Source organism: Burkholderia sp. Ed8 (assembly GCF_040761425.1).
GTDB classification, from domain to species: domain Bacteria; phylum Pseudomonadota; class Gammaproteobacteria; order Burkholderiales; family Burkholderiaceae; genus Burkholderia; species Burkholderia seminalis.
In genome coordinates this window covers 1,636,139-1,662,117 of the sequence record NZ_CP142886.1, presented here as the reverse complement: position 1 = coordinate 1,662,117, position 25,979 = coordinate 1,636,139, and the positions used below count along the sequence as shown (strand labels likewise).

The 25,979-nt window shown below is 67.4% G+C and carries 27 protein-coding genes; 13 read left to right on the top strand and 14 right to left on the bottom strand.

Annotation, left to right across the window (positions count from 1 at the left end):
* Nucleotides 1-331 precede the first annotated feature (331 nt).
* Both VXM69_RS21680 and VXM69_RS21675 read right to left on the bottom strand, forming a co-directional pair.
* Entirely contained in the window at nucleotides 332-667 is a 336-nt protein-coding gene (locus VXM69_RS21680; RefSeq protein ID WP_034187490.1) for an MmcQ/YjbR family DNA-binding protein, read from the bottom strand.
* An 81-nt stretch (nucleotides 668-748) separates the two neighbouring features.
* On the bottom strand, nucleotides 749-2,014 hold the full coding sequence (locus tag VXM69_RS21675; RefSeq protein WP_367190150.1) for an MFS transporter: 1,266 nt from the start codon (nucleotides 2,012-2,014) through the stop codon (nucleotides 749-751).
* 193 nt (nucleotides 2,015-2,207) lie between these two features.
* On the opposite strand from VXM69_RS21675, the gene gcvA reads away from it, so the two are divergent.
* From gcvA to ettA, 3 genes are all read left to right on the top strand, one after another.
* The gene (gene gcvA / locus VXM69_RS21670; RefSeq protein ID WP_226230009.1) at nucleotides 2,208-3,125 is read left to right on the top strand and encodes a transcriptional regulator GcvA; all 918 of its coding nucleotides are present in this window, start codon (nucleotides 2,208-2,210) and stop codon (nucleotides 3,123-3,125) included.
* 112 nt (nucleotides 3,126-3,237) lie between these two features.
* Nucleotides 3,238-3,546, top strand: a complete 309-nt coding sequence (locus tag VXM69_RS21665) for a DUF3761 domain-containing protein (protein WP_069705994.1) — start codon at nucleotides 3,238-3,240, stop codon at nucleotides 3,544-3,546.
* A 186-nt stretch (nucleotides 3,547-3,732) separates the two neighbouring features.
* On the top strand, nucleotides 3,733-5,400 hold the full coding sequence (gene ettA, locus VXM69_RS21660; RefSeq protein WP_006494122.1) for an energy-dependent translational throttle protein EttA: 1,668 nt from the start codon (nucleotides 3,733-3,735) through the stop codon (nucleotides 5,398-5,400).
* A gap of 137 nt (nucleotides 5,401-5,537) precedes the next feature.
* Here ettA and VXM69_RS21655 read toward each other — a convergent pair whose 3' ends face one another.
* From VXM69_RS21655 to VXM69_RS21640, 4 genes are all read right to left on the bottom strand, one after another.
* Entirely contained in the window at nucleotides 5,538-6,161 is a 624-nt protein-coding gene (locus VXM69_RS21655; protein ID WP_049028997.1) for an HAD family hydrolase, read from the bottom strand.
* On the bottom strand, nucleotides 6,158-6,709 hold the full coding sequence (locus VXM69_RS21650) for a cysteine hydrolase family protein (RefSeq protein ID WP_034187495.1): 552 nt from the start codon (nucleotides 6,707-6,709) through the stop codon (nucleotides 6,158-6,160). Before VXM69_RS21650 ends, VXM69_RS21655 begins: the two co-directional genes overlap by 4 nt.
* Nucleotides 6,710-6,775: 66 nt before the next feature.
* The gene (locus VXM69_RS21645) at nucleotides 6,776-8,590 is read right to left on the bottom strand and encodes an aminopeptidase P family protein (protein WP_034187496.1); all 1,815 of its coding nucleotides are present in this window, start codon (nucleotides 8,588-8,590) and stop codon (nucleotides 6,776-6,778) included.
* Between the two features lie 18 nt (nucleotides 8,591-8,608).
* Nucleotides 8,609-8,863, bottom strand: a complete 255-nt coding sequence (locus tag VXM69_RS21640; RefSeq protein WP_034187497.1) for a hypothetical protein — start codon at nucleotides 8,861-8,863, stop codon at nucleotides 8,609-8,611.
* A 171-nt stretch (nucleotides 8,864-9,034) separates the two neighbouring features.
* On the opposite strand from VXM69_RS21640, the gene VXM69_RS21635 reads away from it, so the two are divergent.
* From VXM69_RS21635 to VXM69_RS21605, 7 genes are all read left to right on the top strand, one after another.
* Nucleotides 9,035-9,799 (top strand): response regulator transcription factor, encoded by a 765-nt coding sequence (locus VXM69_RS21635; RefSeq protein ID WP_034187498.1) that lies wholly within the window; start codon nucleotides 9,035-9,037, stop codon nucleotides 9,797-9,799.
* 26 nt (nucleotides 9,800-9,825) lie between these two features.
* Nucleotides 9,826-11,124: a glutamyl-tRNA reductase gene (hemA, locus tag VXM69_RS21630; protein ID WP_059557517.1), complete on the top strand. Its 1,299-nt coding sequence runs from the start codon at nucleotides 9,826-9,828 to the stop codon at nucleotides 11,122-11,124.
* Nucleotides 11,125-11,206: 82 nt separating this feature from the next.
* The gene (gene prfA / locus VXM69_RS21625; RefSeq protein WP_034187499.1) at nucleotides 11,207-12,289 is read left to right on the top strand and encodes a peptide chain release factor 1; all 1,083 of its coding nucleotides are present in this window, start codon (nucleotides 11,207-11,209) and stop codon (nucleotides 12,287-12,289) included.
* Between the two features lie 7 nt (nucleotides 12,290-12,296).
* A complete protein-coding gene (gene prmC / locus VXM69_RS21620; protein ID WP_034187500.1) occupies nucleotides 12,297-13,139 on the top strand; it encodes a peptide chain release factor N(5)-glutamine methyltransferase in 843 nt (280 codons plus the stop codon).
* A gap of 67 nt (nucleotides 13,140-13,206) precedes the next feature.
* A complete protein-coding gene (gene grxD, locus VXM69_RS21615; RefSeq protein ID WP_006477066.1) occupies nucleotides 13,207-13,518 on the top strand; it encodes a Grx4 family monothiol glutaredoxin in 312 nt (103 codons plus the stop codon).
* 24 nt (nucleotides 13,519-13,542) lie between these two features.
* Nucleotides 13,543-14,139 (top strand): UbiX family flavin prenyltransferase, encoded by a 597-nt coding sequence (locus tag VXM69_RS21610; RefSeq protein ID WP_034187501.1) that lies wholly within the window; start codon nucleotides 13,543-13,545, stop codon nucleotides 14,137-14,139.
* Nucleotides 14,140-14,340: 201 nt separating this feature from the next.
* Nucleotides 14,341-15,132: a class III extradiol ring-cleavage dioxygenase gene (locus VXM69_RS21605; protein WP_069705996.1), complete on the top strand. Its 792-nt coding sequence runs from the start codon at nucleotides 14,341-14,343 to the stop codon at nucleotides 15,130-15,132.
* Nucleotides 15,133-15,232: 100 nt separating this feature from the next.
* Here VXM69_RS21605 and VXM69_RS21600 read toward each other — a convergent pair whose 3' ends face one another.
* Nucleotides 15,233-16,831: an APC family permease gene (locus VXM69_RS21600; RefSeq protein ID WP_034187503.1), complete on the bottom strand. Its 1,599-nt coding sequence runs from the start codon at nucleotides 16,829-16,831 to the stop codon at nucleotides 15,233-15,235.
* 418 nt (nucleotides 16,832-17,249) lie between these two features.
* Between VXM69_RS21600 and VXM69_RS21595 the strand changes: the two genes are divergently transcribed.
* Nucleotides 17,250-17,453: a cold-shock protein gene (locus tag VXM69_RS21595; protein ID WP_006477070.1), complete on the top strand. Its 204-nt coding sequence runs from the start codon at nucleotides 17,250-17,252 to the stop codon at nucleotides 17,451-17,453.
* Between the two features lie 102 nt (nucleotides 17,454-17,555).
* On the opposite strand, the gene VXM69_RS21590 is transcribed toward VXM69_RS21595, so the two are convergent.
* The 3 genes from VXM69_RS21590 to VXM69_RS21580 all read right to left on the bottom strand — a co-directional run bounded on the left by VXM69_RS21590 (nucleotide 17,556) and on the right by VXM69_RS21580 (nucleotide 21,040).
* Nucleotides 17,556-18,806, bottom strand: coding sequence for an Hsp70 family protein (locus tag VXM69_RS21590; protein ID WP_034187504.1), 1,251 nt, complete (start codon nucleotides 18,804-18,806; stop codon nucleotides 17,556-17,558).
* 187 nt (nucleotides 18,807-18,993) lie between these two features.
* Complete coding sequence (locus VXM69_RS21585; protein WP_034187505.1) at nucleotides 18,994-19,599, bottom strand: nitroreductase family protein; 606 nt, start codon at nucleotides 19,597-19,599, stop codon at nucleotides 18,994-18,996.
* Nucleotides 19,600-19,756: 157 nt separating this feature from the next.
* On the bottom strand, nucleotides 19,757-21,040 hold the full coding sequence (locus VXM69_RS21580; protein ID WP_034187533.1) for an MFS transporter: 1,284 nt from the start codon (nucleotides 21,038-21,040) through the stop codon (nucleotides 19,757-19,759).
* A 218-nt stretch (nucleotides 21,041-21,258) separates the two neighbouring features.
* On the opposite strand from VXM69_RS21580, the gene VXM69_RS21575 reads away from it, so the two are divergent.
* Complete coding sequence (locus VXM69_RS21575; protein ID WP_034187506.1) at nucleotides 21,259-21,879, top strand: TetR/AcrR family transcriptional regulator; 621 nt, start codon at nucleotides 21,259-21,261, stop codon at nucleotides 21,877-21,879.
* Nucleotides 21,880-21,956: 77 nt separating this feature from the next.
* On the top strand, nucleotides 21,957-22,529 hold the full coding sequence (locus VXM69_RS21570; RefSeq protein WP_034187507.1) for a DUF1415 domain-containing protein: 573 nt from the start codon (nucleotides 21,957-21,959) through the stop codon (nucleotides 22,527-22,529).
* A 20-nt stretch (nucleotides 22,530-22,549) separates the two neighbouring features.
* Here VXM69_RS21570 and VXM69_RS21565 read toward each other — a convergent pair whose 3' ends face one another.
* The 4 genes from VXM69_RS21565 to VXM69_RS21550 all read right to left on the bottom strand — a co-directional run bounded on the left by VXM69_RS21565 (nucleotide 22,550) and on the right by VXM69_RS21550 (nucleotide 25,785).
* Nucleotides 22,550-23,440 (bottom strand): SAM-dependent methyltransferase, encoded by an 891-nt coding sequence (locus tag VXM69_RS21565; protein WP_034187534.1) that lies wholly within the window; start codon nucleotides 23,438-23,440, stop codon nucleotides 22,550-22,552.
* A gap of 89 nt (nucleotides 23,441-23,529) precedes the next feature.
* Nucleotides 23,530-24,663, bottom strand: coding sequence for a methyltransferase (locus VXM69_RS21560; RefSeq protein ID WP_367190149.1), 1,134 nt, complete (start codon nucleotides 24,661-24,663; stop codon nucleotides 23,530-23,532).
* Nucleotides 24,664-24,799: 136 nt separating this feature from the next.
* On the bottom strand, nucleotides 24,800-25,132 hold the full coding sequence (locus VXM69_RS21555) for a YegP family protein (RefSeq protein WP_034187509.1): 333 nt from the start codon (nucleotides 25,130-25,132) through the stop codon (nucleotides 24,800-24,802).
* 155 nt (nucleotides 25,133-25,287) lie between these two features.
* Nucleotides 25,288-25,785, bottom strand: coding sequence for an LEA type 2 family protein (locus VXM69_RS21550; protein ID WP_034187510.1), 498 nt, complete (start codon nucleotides 25,783-25,785; stop codon nucleotides 25,288-25,290).
* Between the last annotated feature and the right edge of the window lie 194 nt (nucleotides 25,786-25,979).

Genomic DNA, 25,979 nt, shown 5'->3' with positions numbered 1-25,979 from the left:
GGTGTCGCGTGAAGGCGGCGTGGGGCGTTGTCGTTCTTGATTCCGGCTGCGGCCGCGCGTGCGTCGCACGCGGGCGTGAGGCCGGAGGGGCCGTTCGGGTCGGTGCGCCCGCGCAGTCTGCGAAGCTGCGGGTGCGATGCGGCGTGCAAGACGCCGGCGCATCGCGTGCGCCCTTTCCATCGGCTGTCGTCAGCCGCCTTCGAAGCGAAGGAGTGTAAGCATCAAACGGTTCGTCACTAAGAACCAATTGAAGAATTTCGATGGAACCACTCGTTGCATCGATGCGAACCGATGCAACGCTTGATCCGGCGTGGTGCCGGATTCCGCGCCGTCAGTGCGCCGCTTCGTCCCGCCACCTGGCCGGGACGATCGCGTGCCATTCGCGCAGAAGCAGGTTTTTCACGGCGTCGGGGTGCGCGACCGACAGGCGGACCAGCACGATCGGCCAGCCGGCATAGTGATCGGTCACGTAATACACGTCGGGTTCCGATTCGATCAGCCAGGCGCGCTCGTCGGGGCCGACACCCTTCACGACAAGCGTGTCGCCGTCCTCGCGCAGCCGCGCGAGCATCCTGCCCTTCACCTTGAGTGCGGGCGTGCCGTACGACGTGCCCTCCTCGACACCGCGCCACGCAAGCGCGATCTGCCGGACGTCGTCGAATGTCACGATGCCTCCCTGACCGTTGGCCGATGGTTGCCGGTCCGGCCACGCTACCGGAAATCGCGCGGCGCGCCCAGCCGGATGCGCCTATCCGCCGGTTGCGCGCGCGGCCGCCGGCGCCCGTCCGGTCGTCGCGACGATCGCGAACGCGATCGCATTCGCGGCGGCGCTCGCGAGGATCGGCACGAGATAACCGCCGCCCGCGTCGTAGATGAAGCCGGCGGCGGCCGGGCCGATCAGCGTGCCGAACGCGACGCTCGTGTACAGGATGCCGATGATCGCGCTCACGTTGCGCCCGCCGAAATAGTCCATCACGACCGCCGGCAGCACGGCGACCCAGCCGCCATAAAACACGCCGAACACGAGCGCGAACGCGGCGAGCGTCGCGACGGTGCCTGCCCCCGCCCATGCGACGAGCGCCACGGCCATGCCGGCGAACATCGCCAGCAGCGATGCGCGGCGGCCGAAGCGGTCGGCCAGGCCGCCGAGGAAGAAGCGCCCGGCCGTGCTGCCGACGCCGATCGCCCCGAGCAGCAGCACGGCCTTGGGCGGCGCGACGCCGTGATCGAGCGCGTACGGCACGAGGTGAACGAACGGGACGAACACGCCGAACGAGCACACGAGGCATGCCGCGTAGAGGCTCGCGAACGGCCGCGACGTGACGGCTTCGCGCACGGTCGCCCCGGCCTGCACCTTCACACGGGCCGAGGCGGCACCGGCATGCCGGCTGTCATCGTCGGCCGCATCGCCATCGGGCAGCAGTCCGCGCCCGCGCGGATCGTTCTCGATCAGCAGCGACATGCCTGCGCCCAGCACGACCGCGATCACGGCGAGCGTGAAATACGCGCCGCGCCAGCCGGCATGCGTGATCAGCGCGGACGCGAGCGGCGGCATCACGAGCGTGCCGACGCCGATCCCCGCGACCGCGAGCCCCGATGCGAAGCCGCGCCGGCGCACGAACCAGCGCTGCACGGCACCGACGGCCGGCACGTACGCGCAGCCGACGCCGAGTCCGACCCCGAGCCCGTACGCGACATAGACCTGCAGCAGCGTGTGCGCCGCGCCGGCCGCCGCGAGCCCCGCGCCGGTCAGCAACATCCCGGCGACGGCGAGCCGCCGCGAGCCGAAGCGATCGGCCAGCGGCCCGCTGACGATGCCGAAACCGAAATACAGGAAGCCGGCGAGCGAGAACACAAGCGAAATCTGCCCGCGCGACGCGGCGAAATCCCGCTGCAGCGACTCGACGAACGCGCTGAACGTATACGCGCTGCCGAACCCGACCAACGTGACGGCGAACGCGGCCGCGACCACGTACCAGCCGTAGAAGAGGCGCGGTGCGCCCGGGCGGTTCATGACGATGCTCCTCTCAGGTTCCACCGGCCGCCAGGCAGCGCCCGGATTGCCTCATGGATATAGATGAACTATGTTGATCGCATCCGCTACCGAAACGCGGTCACGCAACGTGTGATCCGATACATCAACGGTACTCGCGCATACACGCGGCCTCAAACGATATTTCGTCGGCCTTTCGCTTTAGAAAAACTGAATGAATCGTTCCCGCCTTCCGCCACTCAACGCCCTGCGCGCCTTCGAAGCTGCCGCCCGCCACCTGTCGGTGAAGTCGGCCGCCGAAGAGCTGTCGGTCACGCCCGGCGCGGTGAGCCAGATGATCCGCACGCTCGAGGCGCATCTCGGCGTGCAGCTGTTCGAGCGCGTGAACCGCGGCATCCTGCTGACGGCCGCCGGCCGCGACTACCTGCCGCCCGTGCGCAACGCGTTCCGGCAGATCGCCGACGCGTCGCAGCGCGTGTCGGGCGCCGCCGACAGCGGCGTGCTGACGGTGAGCGTCACGCCGTTCTTCGCGTCCGCGTGGCTCGTCCCGCGCCTCGCGCAGTTCCGGCACGCGTGCCCGGACGTCGACCTGCAGGTCGTCACGAGCCACGCGCTCGCGGATTTCTCGCGCGACGGCGTCGATGTCGCGATCCGTCACGGCCTCGGGCGCTACATCGGGCTGTGCAGCGAGCGCCTGCTGACGGTGGAGATCGTCGCGCTCGCGTCGCCCGAACTCGTCGCGCGGCTCGGCAGGCCGGCGACGCCGGCCGACCTCGTCGGCTGGCCGCACCTGCACGACGCCGAGCGCAAGGGCTGGCACATCTGGTTCGGCGCGCAGCGGATCGACGATTTCGGGCCGCCGCGCGGCCCCGCGTTCGACGACTCGGGCCTGCTGCTGCAGGCGATCGTCGCCGGCCAGGGCGCCGGGCTGCTGCCGGCCGCGATGGTGCGCGGAGCGCTGGCGAGCGGGCGACTCGTGCAGCTTGCCGAGGTCGCCTGGCTCGACGATTTCGCGTACTACCTCGTCTATCCGCCGCATCACGCCGAGCGGCCGAAGGTCGCCGCGTTCCGCCGCTGGATTCTCGAGGCCGCGCAGGCGGACGGCGCGGCGTCGATGTCCGGCGCGGCGTAGCGTCGCGCCGCCGCGCGGCGCCGGCACCGGCACCGGTCGGACGCCGATCCGTTAACATGCGGCGCGGGCGATCCGCCCGACATCGATAACAACAAACCGACCGGGAGAGACCATGCCTGCCCTGTTCCGCCGCGCGACACGCATCGCGGCACTGTCCGCCGTCTTCCTTGTCACCTGCGCCGCGTTGCCCCACCCCGCACACGCGTACCGCGCATCGCCCGGCTACGGCAACGAAGCCGATCTCGACCGTCACGACACGTATCGCAACCGCGACGGCGAGACCGTGCACGCGCCCGCGCATTCGAAATCGGGCCGCGTGCCGGACGGGGCGAGCGCGCGCTGCCGCGACGGCACGTACAGCTTCAGCCGCCATCGACGCGGCACGTGCTCGGGGCACGGCGGCGTCGCCGCGTGGCTGTAACGCGACGCATCCGGACGGCTGCGCGGCGCCAGCGGCAGCCGGCGGCGAAGTACAATACGCGTTCGCGCCGCCGACACGCGGCGCCGCCGCCGCGCCCCGCGCGGCACGCTCCGTACCGAATCACCCGACGCCGCCACGCCCGCACGCTGCGCGGCCGTCTCAACCACTTCTGACTTTCACACCGAAATGGCCCAATACGTTTTCACGATGAACCGGGTCGGCAAGATCGTGCCGCCCAAGCGCCAGATCCTGAAGGACATCTCGCTGTCGTTCTTTCCCGGCGCGAAGATCGGCGTGCTCGGCCTGAACGGCTCGGGCAAGTCGACGCTGATCCGCATCATGGCGGGCGTCGACAAGGACATCGAGGGCGAAGCCACGCCGATGCCGAACCTGAACATCGGCTACCTGCCGCAGGAACCGCAGCTCGATCCGACGAAGACCGTGCGCGAAGCCGTCGAGGAAGGCCTCGGCGACCTGTTCCAGGCCAACAAGAAGCTGGAAGAAATCTACGCGGCCTACGCGGAACCGGACGCCGATTTCGACGCACTCGCGGCCGAGCAGGCGAAGTACGAGGCGATCCTCGCGTCGAGCGACGGCGGCAGCCCCGAGCAGCAGCTCGAAGTGGCGGCCGACGCGTTGCGCCTGCCGCCCTGGGACGCGAAGATCGAGCATCTGTCGGGCGGTGAAAAGCGCCGCGTCGCGCTGTGCAAGCTGCTGCTCGAAAAACCGGACATGCTGCTGCTCGACGAACCGACCAACCACCTCGACGCCGAATCGGTCGACTGGCTCGAGCAGTTCCTGGTGCGCTTCCCCGGCACGGTCGTCGCCGTGACGCACGATCGCTACTTCCTCGACAACGCAGCCGAGTGGATTCTCGAACTCGACCGCGGCCACGGCATTCCGTGGAAGGGCAACTACAGCAGCTGGCTCGACCAGAAGGAAGAGCGCCTGAAGCAGGAAGAAGCATCGGAATCGGCACGCCAGAAGGCGATCAAGAAGGAACTGGAGTGGGTGCGCCAGAACCCGAAGGGCCGTCAGGCGAAGTCGAAGGCGCGTATCGCGCGCTTCGAGGAACTGAGCAGCCAGGAATACCAGAAGCGCAACGAAACGCAGGAAATCTTCATTCCGGCCGGCGAACGCCTCGGCAATGAAGTGATCGAGTTCAAGAACGTCAGCAAGTCGTTCGGCGACCGCCTGCTGATCGACAACCTGAGCTTCAAGATTCCGGCCGGCGCGATCGTCGGCATCATCGGCCCGAACGGCGCCGGCAAGTCGACGCTGTTCAAGATGCTCACGGGCAAGGAACAGCCGGATTCGGGTGAAGTCGTGATGGGCCCGACGGTGAAGCTCGCGTACGTCGACCAGAGCCGCGACGCGCTCGACGGCTCGAAGACGGTGTTCGAGGAAATCTCGGGCGGCGCCGACGTGCTGACGGTCGGCAAGTACGAAACGCCGTCGCGGGCGTACATCGGCCGCTTCAACTTCAAGGGCGGCGACCAGCAGAAGATCGTCGGCAACCTGTCCGGCGGTGAACGCGGCCGTCTGCACCTCGCGAAGACGCTGATCTCGGGCGGCAACGTGCTGCTGCTCGACGAACCGTCGAACGATCTCGACGTCGAAACGCTGCGCGCGCTGGAAGACGCGCTGCTCGAATTCGCGGGCTCGGTGATGGTGATCTCGCACGATCGCTGGTTCCTCGACCGGATCGCGACGCACATCCTCGCGTTCGAAGGCGATTCGCAGGTCACGTTCTTCGACGGCAACTACCAGGAGTACGAAGCCGACAAGCGTGCGCGCCTCGGCGAGGAAGCCGCGAAGCCGAAGCGTCTGCGCTACAAGCCGATCAGCCGCTGACCGGCACGCCGGCCTGGGCATCCGGCACCGCGGCAACGCGGGGCCGAATGCCCGAGGCGGCCGCCTCCGGATCGGCAGAACGAAAAAGCGGGCCCGTGGCCCGCTTTTTTTATCGCCGCGCGGTCGCCCGCTGTCGCTTACGCGAGCGCGCCCAGTTCGCGCAACCGTGCCTCGGTCGCCGCCGCGCTCGTGTGATGAATGCCGTGCCAGCCGAGCGCCGTCGCGGCCTGCGCATTCTTCGCGTTGTCGTCGATGAACACGAGCTCGTGCGGCGCGATACCCGGCAGGTGCGGCACGATCCGCGCATGCATCTCGCGATAGATCGCCGGATCGGGTTTCACGAGCTTCACGCGGCCCGACACGACGATGTCCCTGAATCGCCGCAGCACCGGGAAGTTGTCCCACGCGTACGGAAACGTCTGCGCGGACCAGTTCGTCAGGCCGAACAGCGGCATCCCCTGCGCGTCCAGCCGGTCGACGAGCGCGGCGCCCTCTTCCAGCACGCCGCGGATCATCTCGTGCCAGCGCGCATAGAACGCGCGGATCAGCGCCTCGTGCTCCGGAAACTTCGCGACGAGCTCGGCCGTGCCTTCCTCGATCGTCTGCCCGCCGTCCTGGCGGATCACCCAGTCCATCGCGCACACGTGCGTGAGAAACCAGCGACGCTCGGTTTCGTCTGGAATCAGCTCACGGTAAAGGTACTCGGGGCTCCAGTCGATCAGCACGCCGCCGAAATCGAACACCACGGCCTTGATCGTCATGCAAACTCCGCAGCAAGGACTTCCGCGAGCGGACGCGGCGTCACCGCGTTGCCCGACAGCGAGTTGTTGTTCCAGATGAAGTGGTGGTGCGCGACGATCTGCGCGGCCGACAGGTGCGCACGCTCGTTCGTCGTGTGCAGGTCGGACACGACGGTCGTCCGGTAGCCGAGCAGCGCGGCGCGGCGCGCGGCCGAATCGACGCAGAACTCCGTCGCATAACCGCAGATCAGCACCGAACGGATGCCATGCCGATCGAGCTGCGCCGCGAGCGGCGTGTCGTGGAACGAATCGCTCACCTGCTTGCGCACGCGCCAGTCGTCGCCGCCGACGACCAGCCCCGCATGCAGCTCCCAGCCCGGCGTGCCGGGCACGATGTCGTCGTCCGCATCGCCGTCGTGCTGCACGAAACAGACGGGCGCGTTGGCCGCGCGCGCGGCCGCCGTCAACCGGTTGATGCCCGACACGACCTCGTCGAGCCGGTAGGCAGGCCGCGCCCGCTCCACCAGCCCGCGCTGCATGTCGATCACGATCACTGCGGTGTCCGTCATGGCTTGCCCTCGGTTCTGTCGTTCGGCTTATGTCGGCTTATGGTCCGGCCGTTGCCGCCGGCGGCGTCAGATCGGCTGCGTGCGCGCGTCGAGCCACGCTTTCGCATCGCCGCTCACGTGCCTGCCGACGCGCTCGCGCACCGTCGCGTGATACGTGTTCAGCCATGCGCGTTCCTCGTCGTGCAGCATCTCGATCAGCACGCAGCGCGTGTCGATCGGGCACAGCGTCAGCGTCTCGAACGCGAGAAAATCGCCGAACTCCGTCTTTCCGGCCGCGCGGTTCACGACCAGGTTCTCGATCCGGATGCCCCACTGGCCCGGACGGTATACGCCAGGCTCGATCGACGTGATCATGCCTTCTTCCATCGCCGTGTACGGCTCGGCCGGCGCGTAGTGCGAGATGACCTGCGGGCCTTCGTGCACGTTCAGGAAATAGCCGACGCCATGCCCGGTGCCGTGGCCGTAATCGAGCCCGGCCGCCCACATCGGCGCGCGCGCGATCGCGTCGAGCATCGGCGAGCGGATGCCGCGCGGGAAGCGTGCGCGCGACAGCGCCATCATCGATTTCAGCACGATCGTGAAATCGCGCCGCTGCAGGTCGCTGACGGTGCCGACCGGCACGACGCGCGTGATGTCGGTCGTGCCCGTCATGTACTGGCCGCCCGAATCGATCAGCAGCAGGCCGTCGCCGGCGATCGTCGCGTGCGACTCGCGGGTCGCGTGGTAGTGCGGCATCGCGCCGTTCGCGTTGAAGCCCGCGATCGTCGCGAAGCTCGCCGACACGTAGCCGGGGCGCCGTGCGCGTGCGGCCGTGAGCTTCTCCTCGATCGTCAGCTCGGTAATCGTCTCGCGGTTCACGGCCTGCTCGAACCATGCGAAGAATTCCGCGAGCGCGGCGCCGTCGTGTTCCATCGTCACGCGCACGTGTTCGATCTCGGCGGACGTCTTGCGCGACTTCGCGAACGTCGACGGATTCACCGCCTCGACGAGCTTCACGCCCGCCGGCACGGCCTCGAGCGTGCCGAACGTCACGCGGCGCGGGTCGATCAGCAGCGTCGCGCCGGCGGGCAACGCCGCGAGCGACGCGCGCGCGTCGCCGTACGCACGGACGTCGACGCCGTCCCGCGCGAGCGACTCGGCCAGCGCCGGCGACACCTTGCCGTCGGCGATGAACAGCGTCGCACGATCGGCGCCGATCATTGCGTGCGCAACGAACACGGGATTGAAGTTGACGTCGGCGCCGCGCAGGTTGAACAGCCAGGCGAGATCGTCGAGCGTCGACACGAAATGCCACTGCGCGCCCTGCGCGTGCATCGCGCGACGCACCTCGGCCAGCTTGCTCGCGCGTGTCGTGTCGGCCTGCGGCGCCGTGTGCTCGAACACAGCGTCGCCGGGCAACCCCGGCCGCTCCGGCCAGATCGCGTCGAGCAGGTCGAGATCGGTGCGCAGCGCGATGCCGCGCGCGCTCAGCGCGGCCGTCAGCCCGCGCGCCGCCGCGACGCCGAGCACCGCGCCGTCGACGCCGACCGTCGCGCCGGCCGGCACGTTCTGCGCCAGCCAGTCGACATGCGGCGCGCTCTGCTGGCCGCCCGTCATCTTCATCAGCTGCACGCCCGTGCCGGCCAGCTCGGCGTCGGCCTGTACCCAGTAGCGGCTGTCGACCCATAGCCCCGCGAAATCCGCGGTCACGACCAGCGTGCCGACCGAGCCCGTGAAGCCGGACAGCCAGCGGCGCGCCTGCCAGCGCTCGGGCAGATACTCGGACAGATGGGGATCGGCGGACGGCACGAGATAGGCGGCCAGGTCCTCGCGGGCCATGGCACCGCGCAACAGCGCAAGGCGGGCCGGCACCGGCGAGACTTCGGGAAGACGGGCATTCATGATTTCACCTGAGAGCATTCAGCGACGGGCCGACAGCGCGACCGTCACGGCTACGGCAAGGAACGCGACGCCGGTGCAGACCGGCCATTCGAGCGTCTCGCCATCGTAAAACAGTCCCGAGAGATTGCCGGCCATGCGGGCGGCGGCCGCACCGACGATGCCGGCGAGCACCGCGATCCACCACGCCGGCCGACTCGTGCGCCGCATCGGATGCAGCCAGCGGCCGAACAGCCCGACGGCCGCTCCCAGGACAATGATTCCAAACCAGTTCATTCGACGCCTTCTATAAATTCAGATTCGTCCCATAGGCGTGAACGTTACCAGCGGCTAGCATCGATTCATCCATCGAACCCGAGACCAGCCGGGTGCCGCGAACGTTCGAGTGTAGGGGCCGACTCGACGTTATGGCAAGCGCGCACCGGCTACCGTAATGAAGAAACTCTCATGCGAATCGCTCTGATCGATCCCGAGTCGCGTCGCGCCGCGCTCCTGAACCGGCTGCTCTTCGCGGGCGGTCACGTGTGCCACGCGTTTCCGTCCAGCACCGCCTTCTTCGCGTGGCTCGCGGCCGACAACACCTGCGACATGCTGATCACCGGCCACTGGGCCGGCGATCAGCCCGCCGAGGAAGTCATTCCGCGCGCGCAGACGGTCCTGCCCGGGTTGCCGGCCATCGCCGTGATGCAGTCGCCGCGCGAAAGCGAAATCGTCTCGTGCCTGCACGCGGGCGCCGACGATTGCCTCGCGCGGCCCGTGAGCGGCCCCGAGCTGCTTGCGCGCGTCAACGCACTGAGCCGGCGCGCCGGCGTACGCCGGCCGCCGACCCGCTCGCGCGAAATGTATGGGGAATACGCATTCGACGCAACGCACGACCTCGTGCGCTTCGGCAACGCAATCGTTTCACTGACGCCCAAGGAATTCCGTTTCGCCCAGCTGCTGTTCACGAACCTGTCGCGGCCCGTGTCGCGCGCCCATATCCTCGAAACCGTGTGGGGGCGCCGCCGCGACATGAAGTCGCGCACGCTCGATACGCACGCATCCCGGCTGCGCAGCAAGTTGCAATTGCTCCCGGAGCGCGGCTACCGGCTGTTGCCGCTCTACGGCTACGGCTATCAGCTCGACCGCGTGCCGATCGAACCCCCAAATTCCCGGCCCCGCCACGCTGATGCCCGGTATGCCGCGAGTGAGGAAATCGCTGAAACGCTATAATATGGGGCTAAACGATAGCCCTCGATATGCAACTCCTCACGATCGGAATCAATCACCACACTGCGCCTGTCGCCTTGCGCGAACGCGTGGCGTTTCCGCTCGAGCAGATCAAGCCGGCTCTCGTCACGTTCAAGAACGTGTTTCTCGGCCCCCAGGCACCCAATACGCCCGAAGCGGCGATCCTCTCCACCTGCAACCGCACCGAACTGTATTGCGCGACCGACGATCGCGCGGCGCGCGAAGGCGCGGTCCGCTGGCTGTCGGAGTATCACCGGATTCCGGTCGACGAGCTCGCCCCGCATGTGTACGCGCTGCCGCAGTCGGAAGCGGTCCGGCATGCATTCCGCGTCGCGTCCGGCCTCGATTCGATGGTGCTCGGCGAAACCCAGATTCTGGGCCAGATGAAGGACGCGGTCCGCACCGCGACGGAAGCCGGCGCGCTTGGCACCTATCTGAACCAGCTGTTCCAGCGCACGTTCGCGGTGGCGAAGGAAGTGCGCGGCACGACGGAAATCGGCACGCAGTCGGTGTCGATGGCCGCCGCCGCGGTGCGCCTCGCGCAGCGGATCTTCGAAAAGGTGTCGGATCAGCGCGTACTGTTCATCGGCGCCGGCGAGATGATCGAGCTGTGCGCGACGCACTTCGCCGCGCAAGGCCCGCGCGAACTCGTCGTCGCGAACCGCACGGCCGAACGCGGCCAGCGGCTCGCCGAACGCTTCAACGGCCGCGCGATGCCGCTGGCCGACCTGCCGACCCGCATGCACGAATTCGACATCATCGTGTCGTGCACCGCATCGACGCTGCCGATCATCGGCCTCGGCGCGGTCGAGCGCGCGGTGAAGGCACGCCGCCACCGCCCGATCTTCATGGTCGACCTCGCGGTGCCGCGCGACATCGAGCCCGAAGTCGGCAAGCTGAAGGACGTGTTCCTCTACACCGTCGACGATCTCGGCGCGATCGTGCGCGAAGGCAACGCGTCGCGCCAGGCCGCGGTCGCGCAGGCCGAAGCGATCATCGAGACGCGCGTGCAGAATTTCATGCAATGGCTCGACACGCGCAGCGTCGTGCCGGTGATTCGTCACATGCATACGCAGGCCGACGCGCTGCGCCGCGCCGAAGTCGACAAGGCGCTGAAACTGCTCGCACGCGGCGACGATCCGGCCGCCGTACTCGAGGCGTTGTCGCAGGCGCTGACCAACAAGCTGATCCACGGCCCGACGAGCGCGCTCAACCGCGTGAACGGCGCCGATCGCGATTCGCTGATCGACCTGATGCGCGGCTTCTACCAGCACGCGCCGCGCTCGAACGACCAGTCCGGCCACTAGCGCCGCCCGGTCGCCCTGCCGCCGGCCCCGCGCCGGCCTATCCTTTCCGAATACCCCTTGCCCGGGAGCGCCGCTCCACACCATGAAAACGAGCATGCAACGCAAGCTCGACCAGCTGTCCACACGGCTGGCCGAACTGAACGACCTGCTGAGCCGCGAAAACGTCACGGCCGACCTCGACCAGTACCGCAAGCTGACGCGTGAACATGCGGAACTCGGCCCGGTCGTCGAGCAATACGCGCTGTGGCGCCAGTCGCGCAGCGACGAGAAGGCCGCGCAGGAACTGCTCGCCGACCCGTCGATGCGGGACTTCGCCGAAGACGAAATCCGCAGCGCGCGCGACGATATGGCGCGCCTCGAGACCGAGCTGCAGAAGATGCTGCTGCCGAAGGATCCGAACGACGATCGCAACATCTTCCTCGAAATCCGCGCGGGCACGGGCGGCGACGAATCGGCGCTGTTCGCGGGCGACCTGCTGCGCATGTACCTGCGCTTCGCGGAACGCCAGCGCTGGCAGGTCGAAATGATGTCGGAGAGCGCGTCGGATCTCGGCGGCTACAAGGAAGTGATCGTGCGGATCGCGGGCCAGGGCGCGTTTTCGCGCCTGAAGTTCGAATCGGGCGGCCATCGCGTGCAGCGCGTGCCGGCGACCGAGACACAGGGGCGCATCCATACGTCCGCGTGCACGGTCGCGGTGATGCCGGAAGCCGACGAGATCGGCGAAGTCGAGATCAACCCGGCCGACCTGCGGATCGACACGTTCCGCGCATCCGGCGCGGGCGGCCAGCACATCAACAAGACCGATTCGGCGGTGCGCGTCACGCACATCCCGACCGGGATCGTCGTCGAATGCCAGGACGACCGCTCGCAGCACAAGAACAAGGACCGCGCGCTGAAGGTGCTCGCCGCGCGCATCAAGGACAAGCAGTATCACGAGCAGCACGCGAAGGAAGCCGCGACGCGCAAGAGCCTGATCGGCTCCGGCGACCGTTCCGAACGGATCCGCACGTACAACTTTCCGCAAGGCCGGATGACCGACCACCGGATCAACCTGACGCTGTACCGGCTCGAGGCGATCATGGACGGCGATCTCGACGAACTGATCGGCGCGCTCGTCAGCGAGCACCAGGCCGAGCTGCTCGCGTCGCTCGGCGAAGCCGACTGAGGCCGCGATGCCCGACACCACCGCCGCCGAATTGCTGCGCGCGTCACCGCTCGACGCGGTCGACGCACGCGTGCTGCTCGCGCACGCGCTCGGCTGGACCCGCACACAGCTGATCACGCGCGGCGATGCGCCGCTCGATGCGGCCGCGGTCGAACGCTACCGCGCGCTCGAAGCGCGCCGCGTCGCCGGCGAACCCGTCGCGCAACTGGTCGGGATCCGCGAGTTCTTCGGCCGCCCGTTCGACGTGACGCCCGACGTGCTGATCCCGCGCCCCGAAACCGAACTGCTCGTCGAAGCCGCGCTCGATGCGATCGACGGGCTGCCGCATCCGGCCGTGCTCGATCTCGGCACCGGCAGTGGCGCGATTGCCGTGTCGATCGCCGCCGAGCGCCCCGATGCACGCGTGTGGGCGCTTGATCGCTCGCCGGCCGCGCTGGTCGTCGCGCAGCGCAACGCAGGCAAGCTGCTCGACGCAGGCCGCCCCGGCGGCCCGCTGCAGTGGCTGCAGAGCGACTGGTACGCGGCGCTCGATCCGGCGCTCGTGTTCGACACGATCGTCAGCAACCCGCCGTACATCGCGCAGCACGATCCGCATCTCGCGCAGGGCGACCTGCGTTTCGAGCCGCGCGGCGCACTCACCGACGACGCCGACGGCCTCAGCGCGATCCGCACGATCGTCGCGGGCGCCGGCGCCCATTTGAAACCAGGCGGCACGCTCTGGATCGAGCACGGCTACGATCAGGCCGAAGCCGTCCGCGACATTCTCGCCTCGCACGGCTTCGTCGCGGTCGAATCGCTCGCCGATCTCGCCTCGATCGAACGCACGACAGGCGGCCGGCGGCCGGGCTGACGCCCGGCTCGCCCGGTTGAAATCCGCTATCATTTCGATCTAACGCCCCGCAAACGCAAGGTCAGTCATGGACACCCAACAACGCATCAAGCAAATCGTCGACGAAAACCAGGTCGTGCTCTTCATGAAGGGCAACGCGCAATTCCCGATGTGCGGCTTCTCGGGCCGCGCCGTGCAGGTGCTGAAAGCCTGCGGCGTCGACCAGTTCAAGACGGTCAACGTGCTGGAAGACGACGAAATCCGCCAGGGCATCAAGGCATTCTCGAACTGGCCGACCATTCCGCAGCTCTACGTGAAGGGCGAATTCATCGGCGGCTCGGACATCATGATGGAGATGTACCAGTCGGGCGAACTGCAGCAACTGTTCGCCGCCGCCTGACACGCGGCAGCCGCTGCCCTTTCGATGGCCTCTCCCAGCGCGCCGCCACGCCGGCTGATCGTCGCGATCACCGGCGCCACCGGCGCGATCTACGGCGTCCGGCTGCTCGATCTGCTGCGCGCCGCGGGCGGCGTCGAAACGCACCTGCTGATTTCGAACGCCGGCTGGCTCAACATCCAGCATGAACTGAAGCTGCCGAAGGCCGAGGTCGAACGCCGAGCGGACGTCGTGCACTCGGTGCGCGACGTCGGTGCGACGATCGCGTCGGGTTCGTTCGCGACCGACGGGATGGTGATCGCACCCTGTTCGATGAAGACGCTCGCGAGCGTCGCGCACGGGCTGTCCGACAACCTGATCACACGCGCGGCCGACGTCACGCTGAAGGAACGCCGCCGTCTCGTGCTGATGGTGCGCGAAACGCCGTTCAACCTCGCGCATCTGCGCAACATGACCGCCGTCACCGAGATGGGCGGCATCGTCTTTCCGCCGCTGCCCGCGTTCTACGCGATGCCGAAGACGATCGAGGAACTCGTCGACCAGACCGTCACGCGCGTCCTCGACCTGTTCGCGCTCAGCGCGCCGCAGACGACACCCTGGGCCGGCATCCGGCACGCGCAGTAAGCCCCCTTCTTCGCTCATCTTCGCCGATTTTCACGGCAATTCACTCGATTGCACGCGTACTGACGATTTCGCACACCGTCACGCATTACGTTGCGACGATTATCAACAAACAAGCGTCAATCAAATTCCGCCACGCGGATTTATCAATACGCGGTGCGCGCCTATAGTCACAGGCAAACACCCTTTTTGCAGGCCACCACCATGAACCGCTTGCCTTCGCTGTACCTGTCCCACGGCGCCCCGACGCTGCCGATCGACCCGACGCTGCCGTCCGGCGCATTCACGCATCTCGGCGCCGAATTGCCGCGCCCGCGCGCGGTACTGATGCTGTCCGCGCACTGGGGCACGCAACGGCCGGTCGCGAGCGTCGCCGCGCATCCGGAAACGATTCACGATTTCTACGGTTTCCCGCAGGCGCTGTACGACATCCGCTATCCGGCGCCGGGCGCGCCCGACGTCGCCGAACGCGCGGCCACGCTGCTGAATGCGGCCGGCATCGCGACCGCGACGACCGAGCACGGCCTCGACCACGGCGCGTGGGTGCCGATGCTGCTGATGTTCCCGGAGGCGGACGTGCCGGTCGCGCAGCTGTCGATCCAGCCGCGCGCGGATGCGGCGCACCACTTCGCGCTCGGCCGTGCGCTGCGGCCGCTGCGTGACGAAGGCGTGATGGTGATCGGCTCGGGCCAGATCACGCATAACCTGCGTGCGGCCGATTTCGGTGCCGCGCCCGAGGATGCGGACCCGCGCGTCGCGGAATTCACCGACTGGTTCGAGGCGAAGCTCGCCGCGCGCGATGTCGATGCGCTGCTCGACTACCGCCGGCAGGCGCCGCACGCGGTGCTGATGCATCCGACCGACGAGCATCTGCTGCCGGTCTTCACGGCGCTCGGCGCGGCGGACGACGATTACCAGCTCGGCATCCAGTCGCTCGGCACCTACCAGCGCGTGCTCGCGATGACGAACTACGTGTTCGCGAGCGCCAACGCCTGAGCCGCGACGCCTTCGCAAACAAAAAGCCCGCCCGAGCATCGCTCGGGCGGGCTTTTTCCGCTGCTTCCCGCCGCCGCCGAATCCGGCGACAGGTCATGCGTCAGGCGCCGACCCCTTCGAGTATCTCGTCGTGCGACTCGCGCTCGTCGAGATACTGGGTCCGGTAACCGGTATTCACGCCCCAGAAGTAGAACACCAGCGAGATCGCCGCGACGATCAGCATGTCCCAGCCGTACGGCAGGTAGCCGTGACCGCCGAATTCCTTGCTGCCGATCAGCGACAGCACGGCCATCGTCGGCAGGTACGCGACCAGCCACCAGGCAGCCTTCAGGTCGGCGCCCCAGCCGGTCCAGCCCGATTTCGCCTGGAAGTAGAAGTACACCGGCAGTGCGACGATCATCAGCAGGATGATTTCGCCCGTGAGCGGCCACTTCGCCCAATACAGGATCAGCGACGCACACACGAACGCGAACGGTGCGATCAGCTTCATCAGCGGGATCGACAGCGGGCGCTCGATGTCGGTCGCCGCGCGGCGCAGCGCCATCAGGCTGATCGGGCCGGTCAGGTACGAGATCACCGTTGCAACCGAGATCACCGCCGCGAGCGAGCTCCAGCCGCGGAAGAAGAACAGGAACACGAACGACACGAGCAGGTTGAACCACATCGCCTGGCGCGGCACACCGTAGATCGGGTGCACGTTGCCGAACATCTTCGGCATCGTGTTGTTGCGCTCCATCGCGTAGATCATCCGCGTGGTCGTCGCCATGTAGGTCGTGCCGGTGCCGCTCGGGCTGACGAACGCGTCGATGTACAGCAGGATCGCGAGCCAGTTCAGGTTCAGCGCGATCGCGAGTTCCGCGAACGGTGACGAGAAATTGAAGTGCGCCCAGCCCTGCGCGACGTCAGCCGGATTCACCGAGCCGATGTACGCCATCTGCAGCAGCACGTAGATCACGAGCGCGATCAGGATCGACGTGATCACCGCGAACGGCACGCTGCGCGACGGATTGCGCGCTTCGCCCGCCAGGTTCACCGGGCTCTGGAAACCGTTGAACGCGAACACGATGCCGCTCGTCGCGACCGCGGTCAGCACGGCCGACCAGCCATACGGTGCGAAGCTCGCATTCGACGCGGTGCCGAGGTTCTCCGAATGGAAGCTCGTCAGCATCAGGCCGAGGATCGTGGCGCCCGGGATCAGGAACTTGAAGATCGTGATCGCGGTGTTCGCCCGTGCAAAGGCCTTCACGCCCCAGTAGTTCAGCATGAAGTAGATGACGACCAGCACGGCCGACAGCAGCAGGCCGGGTGTCGTCAACTCGCCGTTCACGAACAGCGCATGCGCCCATGGATACGGCCACGTACTCATGTACTGGATCGACGCTTCGGCCTCGATCGGGATCACGGAAACGATCGCGATCCAGTTGGCCCATGCGCTGATGAAACCGACCAGCGAACCGTGCGAGTAGCGCGCGTAGCGCACCATGCCGCCCGACTCGGGGAACATCGCGCCCAGTTCGGCGTACGTCAGTGCAATCGCAAGAATCACGACCGCACCGATGATCCATGCGCAGATCGCCGCCGGACCGGCGATCTTCGCGGCTTTCCAGGCACCGAACAGCCAGCCCGAGCCGATAATCGAACCCAGCCCCGTCAGCATCAATGCAAACGGGCCGATGTTCCGTTGAATAGAACTCTTCACATCCTCTCCTGTGTCTCAAAAAGCATGGTCGGCCCGCGGTCCGGGATCGGCTCGGACAGCACCGCGCACGCATTCTTGGGGGACGAGTCATCCGATCGGGGCAACCCGTCCGCGCGGCGCGTAGTTTAACGGTTGCACCTCGAACGTGCCGCCAAAACCGTTCGGCCCCTACAAAAAATTCGCATCGCCTGCAAGCTTTGTAAACCTGATATACGCAATAACCCTGAGAGCATGGGAATACGGTTGACCATGAGCGCGATTAGCCGTATAAAGGACTTCGCAGGATTTCAGGTGGCGAGTGAATTGGTTCTTTCGTAGTTCGCCCATCAACGGTACTCCGGTGGTCCTATTACCCCTTCCTTGATTTTCCGCACCCCATGGGCTTCGGCCCCGTTTTATCTTTTTAGGAACAAGTAACATGGCAACCGGTACCGTCAAGTGGTTCAATGACGCAAAGGGCTTCGGCTTCATCACCCCGGAAGGCGGCGGCGACGATCTGTTCGCGCACTTCTCGGAAATCCGCGTCGAAGGCTTCAAGACGCTGCAAGAAAACCAGAAGGTTGAATTCGAAGTGAAGACGGGCCCGAAGGGTCTGCAAGCTGCGAACATCCGTCCGGTCTAAGCTTGGCGCGATAATTCGTGTAAAAAAGCCCCGCTTCGGCGGGGCTTTTTGTTTTTGGGCGCCGATGCGGGATGGCAGCTACGCCCTTCCGCCTGCCGCCATTCAACCGAACAATCGCTGCGCGTGAATGCCGAGGCCCGTCGCGACGCTCGCGAGGCGGTCGCCGAATACCGGTTGCGCCTCCGGAAACGCGCCCGCGAGCGCACCCGACAGGAACGCGAGCCCGGTCGAACCGCCGGTGAAGTACAGCGCGCCGACCTCGCGCGGCGCGATGCCCGCAAGCCGCACCGTCTCGCGCGCGGCGTCGACGATGCGTGTGGTGTCGTCACGGCTCGCATCGACGAGGCGATCGGCGTCGAACGCGATCAGCAGGTCTTCTTCCACGTCGTTCAGGTCGATCATCGTCTCCCCGCCCGCCGCGACGCCGATCTTTGCCTCTTCCGCGCGCGCCATCAGCGCATGCCCGAGCCGCTGCTCGACCACGCTTGTGAGCCGGTCGTACTGCCGCACGTCCTGGTACAGGTGCTTCATCAGCTTCAGCTCGCCGAGCCGCTTCGGCGTGTAGACCGTGTTGATCAGGTGCCAGGTCGCGAGATCGAAGTAGATCTTGTTCGGCAGTTCGCGCCCTTCCGGGTCGAGCGAACGGTAGCCGAATGCGGGCAGGATCGCCGCCAGTTCGACACGCCGGTCGTAGTCGGTACCCGCGACGTGCACGCCGTGGTGCGCCAGCACGTCGTCCTTGCGCTCGAGCCGCGCCATCCGCTCGGGCCCGACGCGCACCAGCGAGAAGTCGGACGTGCCGCCGCCGATGTCCGCGACGAGCACGAGGCGCTCGGCCTGCTGGCGCGATTCGTAGTCGAACGCGGCGGCAATCGGTTCGTACTGGAAGTGAACGTCCGCGAAACCGACCGATTGCGCGGCCGCCGCGAGCTGATCCTGCGCGAGACGGTCGGCGCGCGGATCGTCGTCGACGAAGAACACGGGCCGGCCGAGCACCGCGCGGCCGATCGGCGCGCCCGCGCGCGCTTCGGCCTTGCGTTTCAGGTGGGTCAGGAAGCGCGCGATGATTTCGGTGTACGCGATCGCGCTGCCGTCGCCGAGATCGGTCGTCGTCTCCGCGAGCGGCGAGCCAAGGATGCTCTTCATCGAGCGCATCAGCCGGCCGTCGAAACCGTCGATATAGGAAGCCAGCGCCGCACGGCCGTATTCGACCGTTTCCTCGTCGTTGTTGAAGAAGATCGCCGTGGGCAGCGTCAGGTGGTCGCCCTCGACGGGCGCGAGGCGCATGCCGTCGCCGTCGGGCAGCGCCACGGCGGAATTGGACGTGCCGAAATCGATCGCGCAGTAAGTCATGGGAAATTGCCGCAGCAGGGCCGGCGCGAAAACGGAAAGGACGGGCTTTTTAACATGAAGCCCGCTGGATCACAACCGGGGCGGGCCACCGGTGCCGCGCGGCGGGCGCGGCAAGCGACGGCGCGCGCCGCGGCGCGCCAGGGACACACACGGGCGGGATGCAGGACGCAGCCCGCCGCCTGCGGGGTCAGGCTGCCGCGTCGAAGCCCTTCTTCCACGCGCCCGCATAGACGACTTCGCCGATCGCATGGCGCGTACGCGGCGCCTTTTCGCGATCGCGCAGCACCGGATCGAGCTTGTCGACGTTGCCGTAGTGGCCGAGCGAGATGATCGACAGGATCGCGACGTCGGCCGGAATCGCGAACGCGTCGCGAAACGCCTTCGTATCGAAACCGCTCATCTGGTGGGCCGCGAGGCCGAGCGCATGCGCCTGCAGCACCAGCGACATCGCGGCGGCGCCCGCGTCGTACGACGCGGTCGGTGCCGGCTCGCCCTTCGGCGTCAACGTGTGCGCGGTCACCGCAATCAGCACGGGCGCCGGCGCATTCCAGCCCTGGTTGAACGGCACCAGCGTCGCGAACGCGCGCTTGAATGCGTCTTCGTCATGCGCGCGATCGAATACGATGAAACGCCACGGCTGGGCGTTGTACGCGGACGGCGCCCAGCGCGCCGCTTCGAGCACGGCGTGCAGATCACCGGCGCTGACGGGCTCGTCCGAATAGGCACGCGGGCTCCAGCGGCCTGCGATCAGATCGTGAATCGAAACAGTGGTGGGAGCAGGTTTGACGGACATGCGGTTCCTCGCTGACATCGATGAAGGGGCGCGAACGCCCGGCGAACCGCAAGCATACCCGCTTGAGCGGCGGCGCGCCCGCTCCCGCCGCGCTATGCAAATCTCCGTGCGTGCATTGGCCGGCCGCAGGCTGCGCGGCCGGCCGCGTTCACCGCGATCAGGCTGCCTGCGCGGCCGCGCGCGACGGGCCGCGGTTGATCCGCAGCACGATCAGCGCGCCGGCGATGCACAGCCCGCCCGAGATCATCGAAGCGACCGTGTAGGTACCGAGGCTCGCGCGCAGCAGCCCGGCCCCGAGCGCCGCGAACGCCGCGCCGAGCTGGTGGCCGGCGACGATCCAGCCGAACACGACCGGCGCCGCGGCCTTGCCGAACACATCGGTCGCGAGCCGCACGGTCGGCGGCACGGTCGCGATCCAGTCGAGCCCGTAGAACATCGCGAACAGCGGCAGCCCGAAGAAATCGATCCCGAACGCATGCGGCAGATAGATCAGCGACAGCCCGCGCAGCCCGTAGTACCAGAACAGCAGCACGCGGTTGTCGTAACGGTCGGACAGCCAGCCCGACAGCGTCGTGCCGAACAGGTCGAACACCCCCATCGCCGCAAGCAGCGATGCGCCCTGCACTTCGGTCATCCCGTAGTCGCTGCACATCGCGATCAGGTGCGTGCCGACGTAGCCGTTGGTGCTCGCGCCGCAGATGAAGAAGCTGAAGAACAGCAGCCAGAAGTCGCGCGAACGACTCGCCATCAGCAGCGTGCGGAACGCGACCGCGAGCGGGTTCTCCTTCGTCGCGTCGGGCGCGGGCGGCGCGTCGGCCGGCTCGCCGTACGGGCGCAGCTTCACGTCGGCCGGCCGCTCGGGCAACAGGAACGCCACCAGCGGAATCACGATCGCCGCCGCCACCGCGACGACCAGCACGACCGGCCGCCAGCCGTGGCGCTGCGCGATCGCCGCGAGCATCGGCAGGAACACGAGCTGGCCGGTGGCCGTGCTCGCGGTCAGGATCCCCATCACGAGGCCGCGGCGTGCATGGAACCAGCGCGTGACGAAGGTCGCGGACAGCGTCAGCGCGACGACGCCCGTCGAGCAGCCGACCATCAGCCCCCAGATCACCACCATCTGCCAGCTCTGCGTCATCATCGACGACAGCGCGACGCCCGCGCTCATCGTCACCAGCGCGGTGAGGATCGTCGGGCGCAGCCCGAAGCGCTGCATCGCGGCGGCCGCGAACGGGCCCGTCAGGCCGTACAGCGCGATGTTCACCGAGATCGCCAGCGAAATCGCCGCCCGGCTCCAGCCGAGCTCGCGCTCGAGCGGCACCATCAGCACGCTCGGCGTCGCACGCGTGCCGGCTGCCGCCAGCAGGATCAGGAATACCACCGCCGCCGCGAGCCATCCGTAGTGGAAGCGCCCGCTGATTCGTGTCACTGCCCAGTTCATCTTCGCGTTCTCCAGTTGGCGGCTCCGGCGCCATCGCACCTGCTCCGCCCCGATCAGGCCACCTCCGCCGCGCATTGCAACGTCGGCTGACCCGGGCCGACGCTTGGCATTCGTCTGTCGATCCGGCGCGATTGTTACCGACCGGTCACAAGTGTGTTGCGATCGTAGTTACCAGTCGGTAACATGTCAAGCAATTCATCACGTAGTCGAGGGTCATCATGTCGGGCATCGAGATCGACAAACCGCCGGCGCGGCGTACGCGCCGGCCGATCGACGGCGCCACCGCACAGGAGCACCTGCTGCGTGCCGCCGAGGAGCTGTTTTACAGGGAAGGCGTGCGAACGGTGGGCGTCGAGGCGGTCGTGGAGCGCGCGGGCGTCAACAAGATGAGCCTGTACCGCCAGTTCTCGTCGAAGGACGAGCTGATCCTCGCGTATCTCGAACGGATGGACGCATGCTTCTTCGAGCGGCTCGACACGAGCGCCGCGAAGCACCCGGGGCAGCCGAAGGCGCAGTTGATCCAGTATTTCGTCGATCTTGCCGAGCGCGCGACGCAGAAGGACTATCGCGGCTGCCCGTTCGTCAACGTGGCCGCCGAATTCCCGGATGCGTCGCACCCGGCGCGCGAGCGCGTCGCGCAAAACAAGGAACAGTTGATGAAACGGCTCGTCTCGCTATGCGAAGGCGCCGGCGCGCGGCAGCCGAAGGCGCTGGCCGACGCGCTTGCGCTGGTGGTCGAAGGCATCTATGCGGCGAGCCAGACGTACCGGCACGGCGAAACGCCGATCGGCACCGCGCCCGCGCTCGTCACGCAGTTGATCGAAGCCGCCTGCGCTTGACGCGGCGCATGCGCCGGCGCGCGGCGCGCCCGCTACAATGCGGCCCTCGCCGTTCTTCCGCCCGACTGGTTTTCACGATGACCGACACCCGCCCCGAATCGCACGACGACATCCTCGCCGCCACCCGGCACTGGCTCGCGCGCGCGGTGATCGGGCTCAATCTGTGCCCGTTCGCGAAAAGCGTCTACGTGAAGGAACAGGTGCGCTACGCGATCAGCGACGCGACGACGCTGGAAGATGCGCTCGCCGAACTCGAGACCGAGTTGCGCGCGCTCGATGCGGCGGACCCGCGGCAGGTCGATACGACGCTGCTGATCTTCCCGCATGCGTTTGCCGATTTCGTCGATTACAACGACGCACTGTTCTTTGCCGAACGGCTGGTGCAGCAGTTGCGGCTCGACGGCGTGCTGCAGATCGCGAGCTTCCACCCGCAATACCGATTCGAAGGCACCGCGCCCGACGACATCGAGAACTACACGAACCGCGCGCCGTACCCGATCCTGCATCTGCTGCGCGAGGACAGCATCGCACGCGCGGTCGACGCGTTTCCCGACGCGTCCGCGATCTACGAAAAGAATCAGGAAACGCTGCGCCGCCTCGGCCATGACGGCTGGCGCGAATGGATGCGCAGGCCGGGCGACGACGTCTGACGCGCCGCGCGGGCCGTGCGTCAGCCTTCGGCCGGCTCGGCGGCCTCGCCGCCTGCTCGCGCGGCCTGCGCCACGAAGAAGCGCTCGTTCAGTTCAGCAAGGCCGAACATCCCGAGGATCTCGTTCAACCGCTCGCCGGGCCGCCGGCGCGGCAGGTTCTTGTACTGCGCGATGATCAGCTCGTTCTTCATCGAATGCTCCCAGCCGACCAGTTCGGTCACGCTGACCTGGTAGCCGTGCGCCTCGAGTTGCAGGCAGCGCAGCACGTTGGTGATCTGGCTGCCGAATTCGCGCGTATGCAGCGGATGCCGCCACACCTCGGTCAGCGCGTTCGCGAGCGACTTGCCCTTGTTCTTGCGCAGCACGCCCGCGACTTCCGCCTGGCAGCACGGCACCAGCACGATGTGCTGCGCGCGCTTCGCGAGCGCGAAGCGGATCGCGTCGTCGGTCGCCGTGTCGCATGCATGCAGCGCCGTGACGACGTCGACGGTTTCGGGCAGCCGCGGCGACGTGATCGAGTCGGCGACCGACAGGTTCAGGAACGACATGCCGCCGAACCCGAGCCGCGCGGCCAGCTCGGTCGAGCGCGTGACGAGCTCCTCGCGCGTCTCGATCCCGTACACGTGCGACGCGAACGCCGGCGTACCGTGCCCCGGCTGCTGCTTGAAGAACAGGTCGTACAGGATGAAGCCGAGATACGACTTGCCGGCACCGTGATCGACGAGCGTCACGTTGCCTTGGTCGGCCTGCACGCCGGCGAGCAGCGGCTCGATGAACTGGAACAGGTGGTAGACCTGCTTCAGCTTGCGGCGGCTGTCCTGGTTCAGCTTCCCGTCGCGGGTGAGGATGTGCAGTTCCTTCAGCAGCTCGACGGACTGCTCCGGACGGATTTCGTGGGTCTTGTTCGACATCGTGATGCGGCGCTGGGCCACGGTCGGTCGACCACGGCCCGGCGGCGGGAATTCGTGAGGAATGGCGACAGTTTACCGAAAATGCGCGGTCAGGCTCGTGCGCCGAGCCGCCACAGCGACGTGACTTCGGCGCGGCGTGCCGCGTGCAGCGGATCGTCGGCGTCCGTCGACTTCGGGTGGGCGGGGCGGATGTCGTCGCGGCCGAGCACGACGAGGCCGGCTTCGTCGATCCATTGCAGCAGCGTTTCGTGCGGCCGCAGGCCGAGATGCTCGGCGAAATCGGACAGGATCAGCCAGCCCTCGCCGCCCGGCTCGAGATGCGCGGCGAGCCCCGCGAGGAAGCCGCGCAACATGCGGCTGTCGGGGTCGTAGACCGCGTATTCGATCGGCGCGCTCGGCCGGGCCGGCACCCACGGCGGGTTGCAGACGACGAGCGGCGCGCGGCCGGGCGGAAACAGGTCGGCTTCGACGACGTCGACCTGGCTCGCATGGCCGAGCCGCGCGACGTTCTCGCGTGCGCACGCCAGCGCACGCGGATCCTGGTCGGTCGCGACGACGCGCTCGACGCCGCGCGACGCAAGCACGGCCGCCAGCACGCCGGTGCCGGTGCCGATGTCGAACGCGAGCGATGTCGCCGGCAGCGGCGCGCGCGCGACGAGGTCGACGTATTCGCCGCGCACCGGCGAGAACACGCCATAGTGCGGGTGGATCGGCGCGCCGCCGAGCGCCGGAATCGGTACGCCCTTCTTGCGCCACTCATGCGCGCCGACGAGACCGAGCAGTTCGCGCAGCGACACGACCGACGGCGCGCCGCCGGGGCCATACGCCTCCTCGCAGGCGGCACGCACGTCGGGCGCACGGCGCAGCGGGATCGTGTAGTCGGCGTCGAGCGGGATCAGCAGCATCCCGAGCGTGCGCGCACGCTGCGACTGCGCGAGACGATGCAGGTTGAATGCGTCGACGCCGGCCGCGGCTTTCGCCTTCTTCGGCTTGCGCTCGACACGGCGCGCCATCGCCTGCACGAGCTGGCGCGCATTCTGGAAATCACCCTGCCAGACGAGCGCGGTGCCCTCGCAAGCAAGGCGGTAAGCCGCGTCGGCGGCAAGACGATCGTCGGCGGGCACCGCACGCTTGGGCGGCGGCACGCCGGCTTCGGAGCGCCAGCGCACGGCATGATCGGCGCCGTCGGCGTCGGTCCAGTGGAAAACGGGGAAATCGGTCACGCGAACTCGGTTACGGTTGGCATCGATGGCGGCGGGAATTCACCGCGCGGACCACACCATACCGCGCTTTGCCCGGACCGGCAAAACGGGCGCCGCGACACCCGCCCGAAAGCATGCGTCGCGGCGCGATCGACCGTCAGGCGAGATCGATGGCTTCCGCGCCGGGCGCATCGCGCTTGACGGCCGCGATGCCGTTCTCGCGGCCCTGCACGCTCTTGTACGTTTCGCTCGTGCCGATGACCTGATGGTTGGCCGCCTTCAGATTGAACATCGGCTCGCCGTTGTGGGCGAGCTTGCGCTCATAGCGCTCGTCCAGCGGCGCATTTTCCCGCACGGATGCGATCCCGTTTTTCGCGCTGCCTTTCTCTTCGTACCGCTCGCTCGCGAGAATGATCTCGCCGTTCGCCGACTTCAGGTGGAAGTAGTACTGACCGTTCGTGGCTTTCTTAATCTCGAATTTTGCCGCCATGAGTTTGCTCCTGAAATGAATGTCCGGCCCTCGGACATCGGCAAGTGTAGGGGCAACGCCCGCAAAAATCGACCTCACGCGACGATAAGCATTGAAGACCGTAAAATCGTCAATTTTCGTTGACATTTGAGCGACGTTACCGGAAACCGCATGGCCTACCCGCCCCACCCCGGCATGACCGGCATGCGCAGCGTGCCCGCGTCGTTGAAGCGCACGGTGCCGATCACGCCGCCGGCGAGCCGGCCGCGCAGCGCATACGGCAGTTCGCCGTTCGCGGCCGCGCCGGGCAGGTTCCACGCCTGCCGCGCGGCGGCGAAGGCGGACACGGACACCGGCACGTCGAGCACCGCTTCGCCGAAACGCGGCACGGTGCCCGCGCGATCGCTGACGCCGCTCGCGAACGGCGTGCCGTTCAGGTCGAGCGACACCGAGATGCCGTCGTACTCGATCGGCGCATCGTTCGGGTTCTGCACGCGCAGCTTCAGGTTGAAGCGCATCTCGAGCCCCTGCCCGACGAGCGGGTCGAGCCCCGCGACCGACACGCGCACGGGGTCGCGCGTCAGCCCCGCGCAACCGCCGAGCAGCAGCAGCACGGCGGCGAACAGCATCGGCACGGCGCGCAGCGGCGCGAAACGGAACAGGGTACGTGGCATGGAAGGGCCTCCTCGCGGCGATCGGTGAGCGGGTCGTCGATGCATTGTACCGAGCGTGCCGCTCCACGCCGGATTTCGTAGTTTTCGCGGCAGCCCAAGATCGTTAATAGATTAAAACTACGAAATCATCAGCTAAACGGAAAGCGAATTAATGACTTCCAGCATTCAATGAAGCGCGGAGAATTCAATAGATG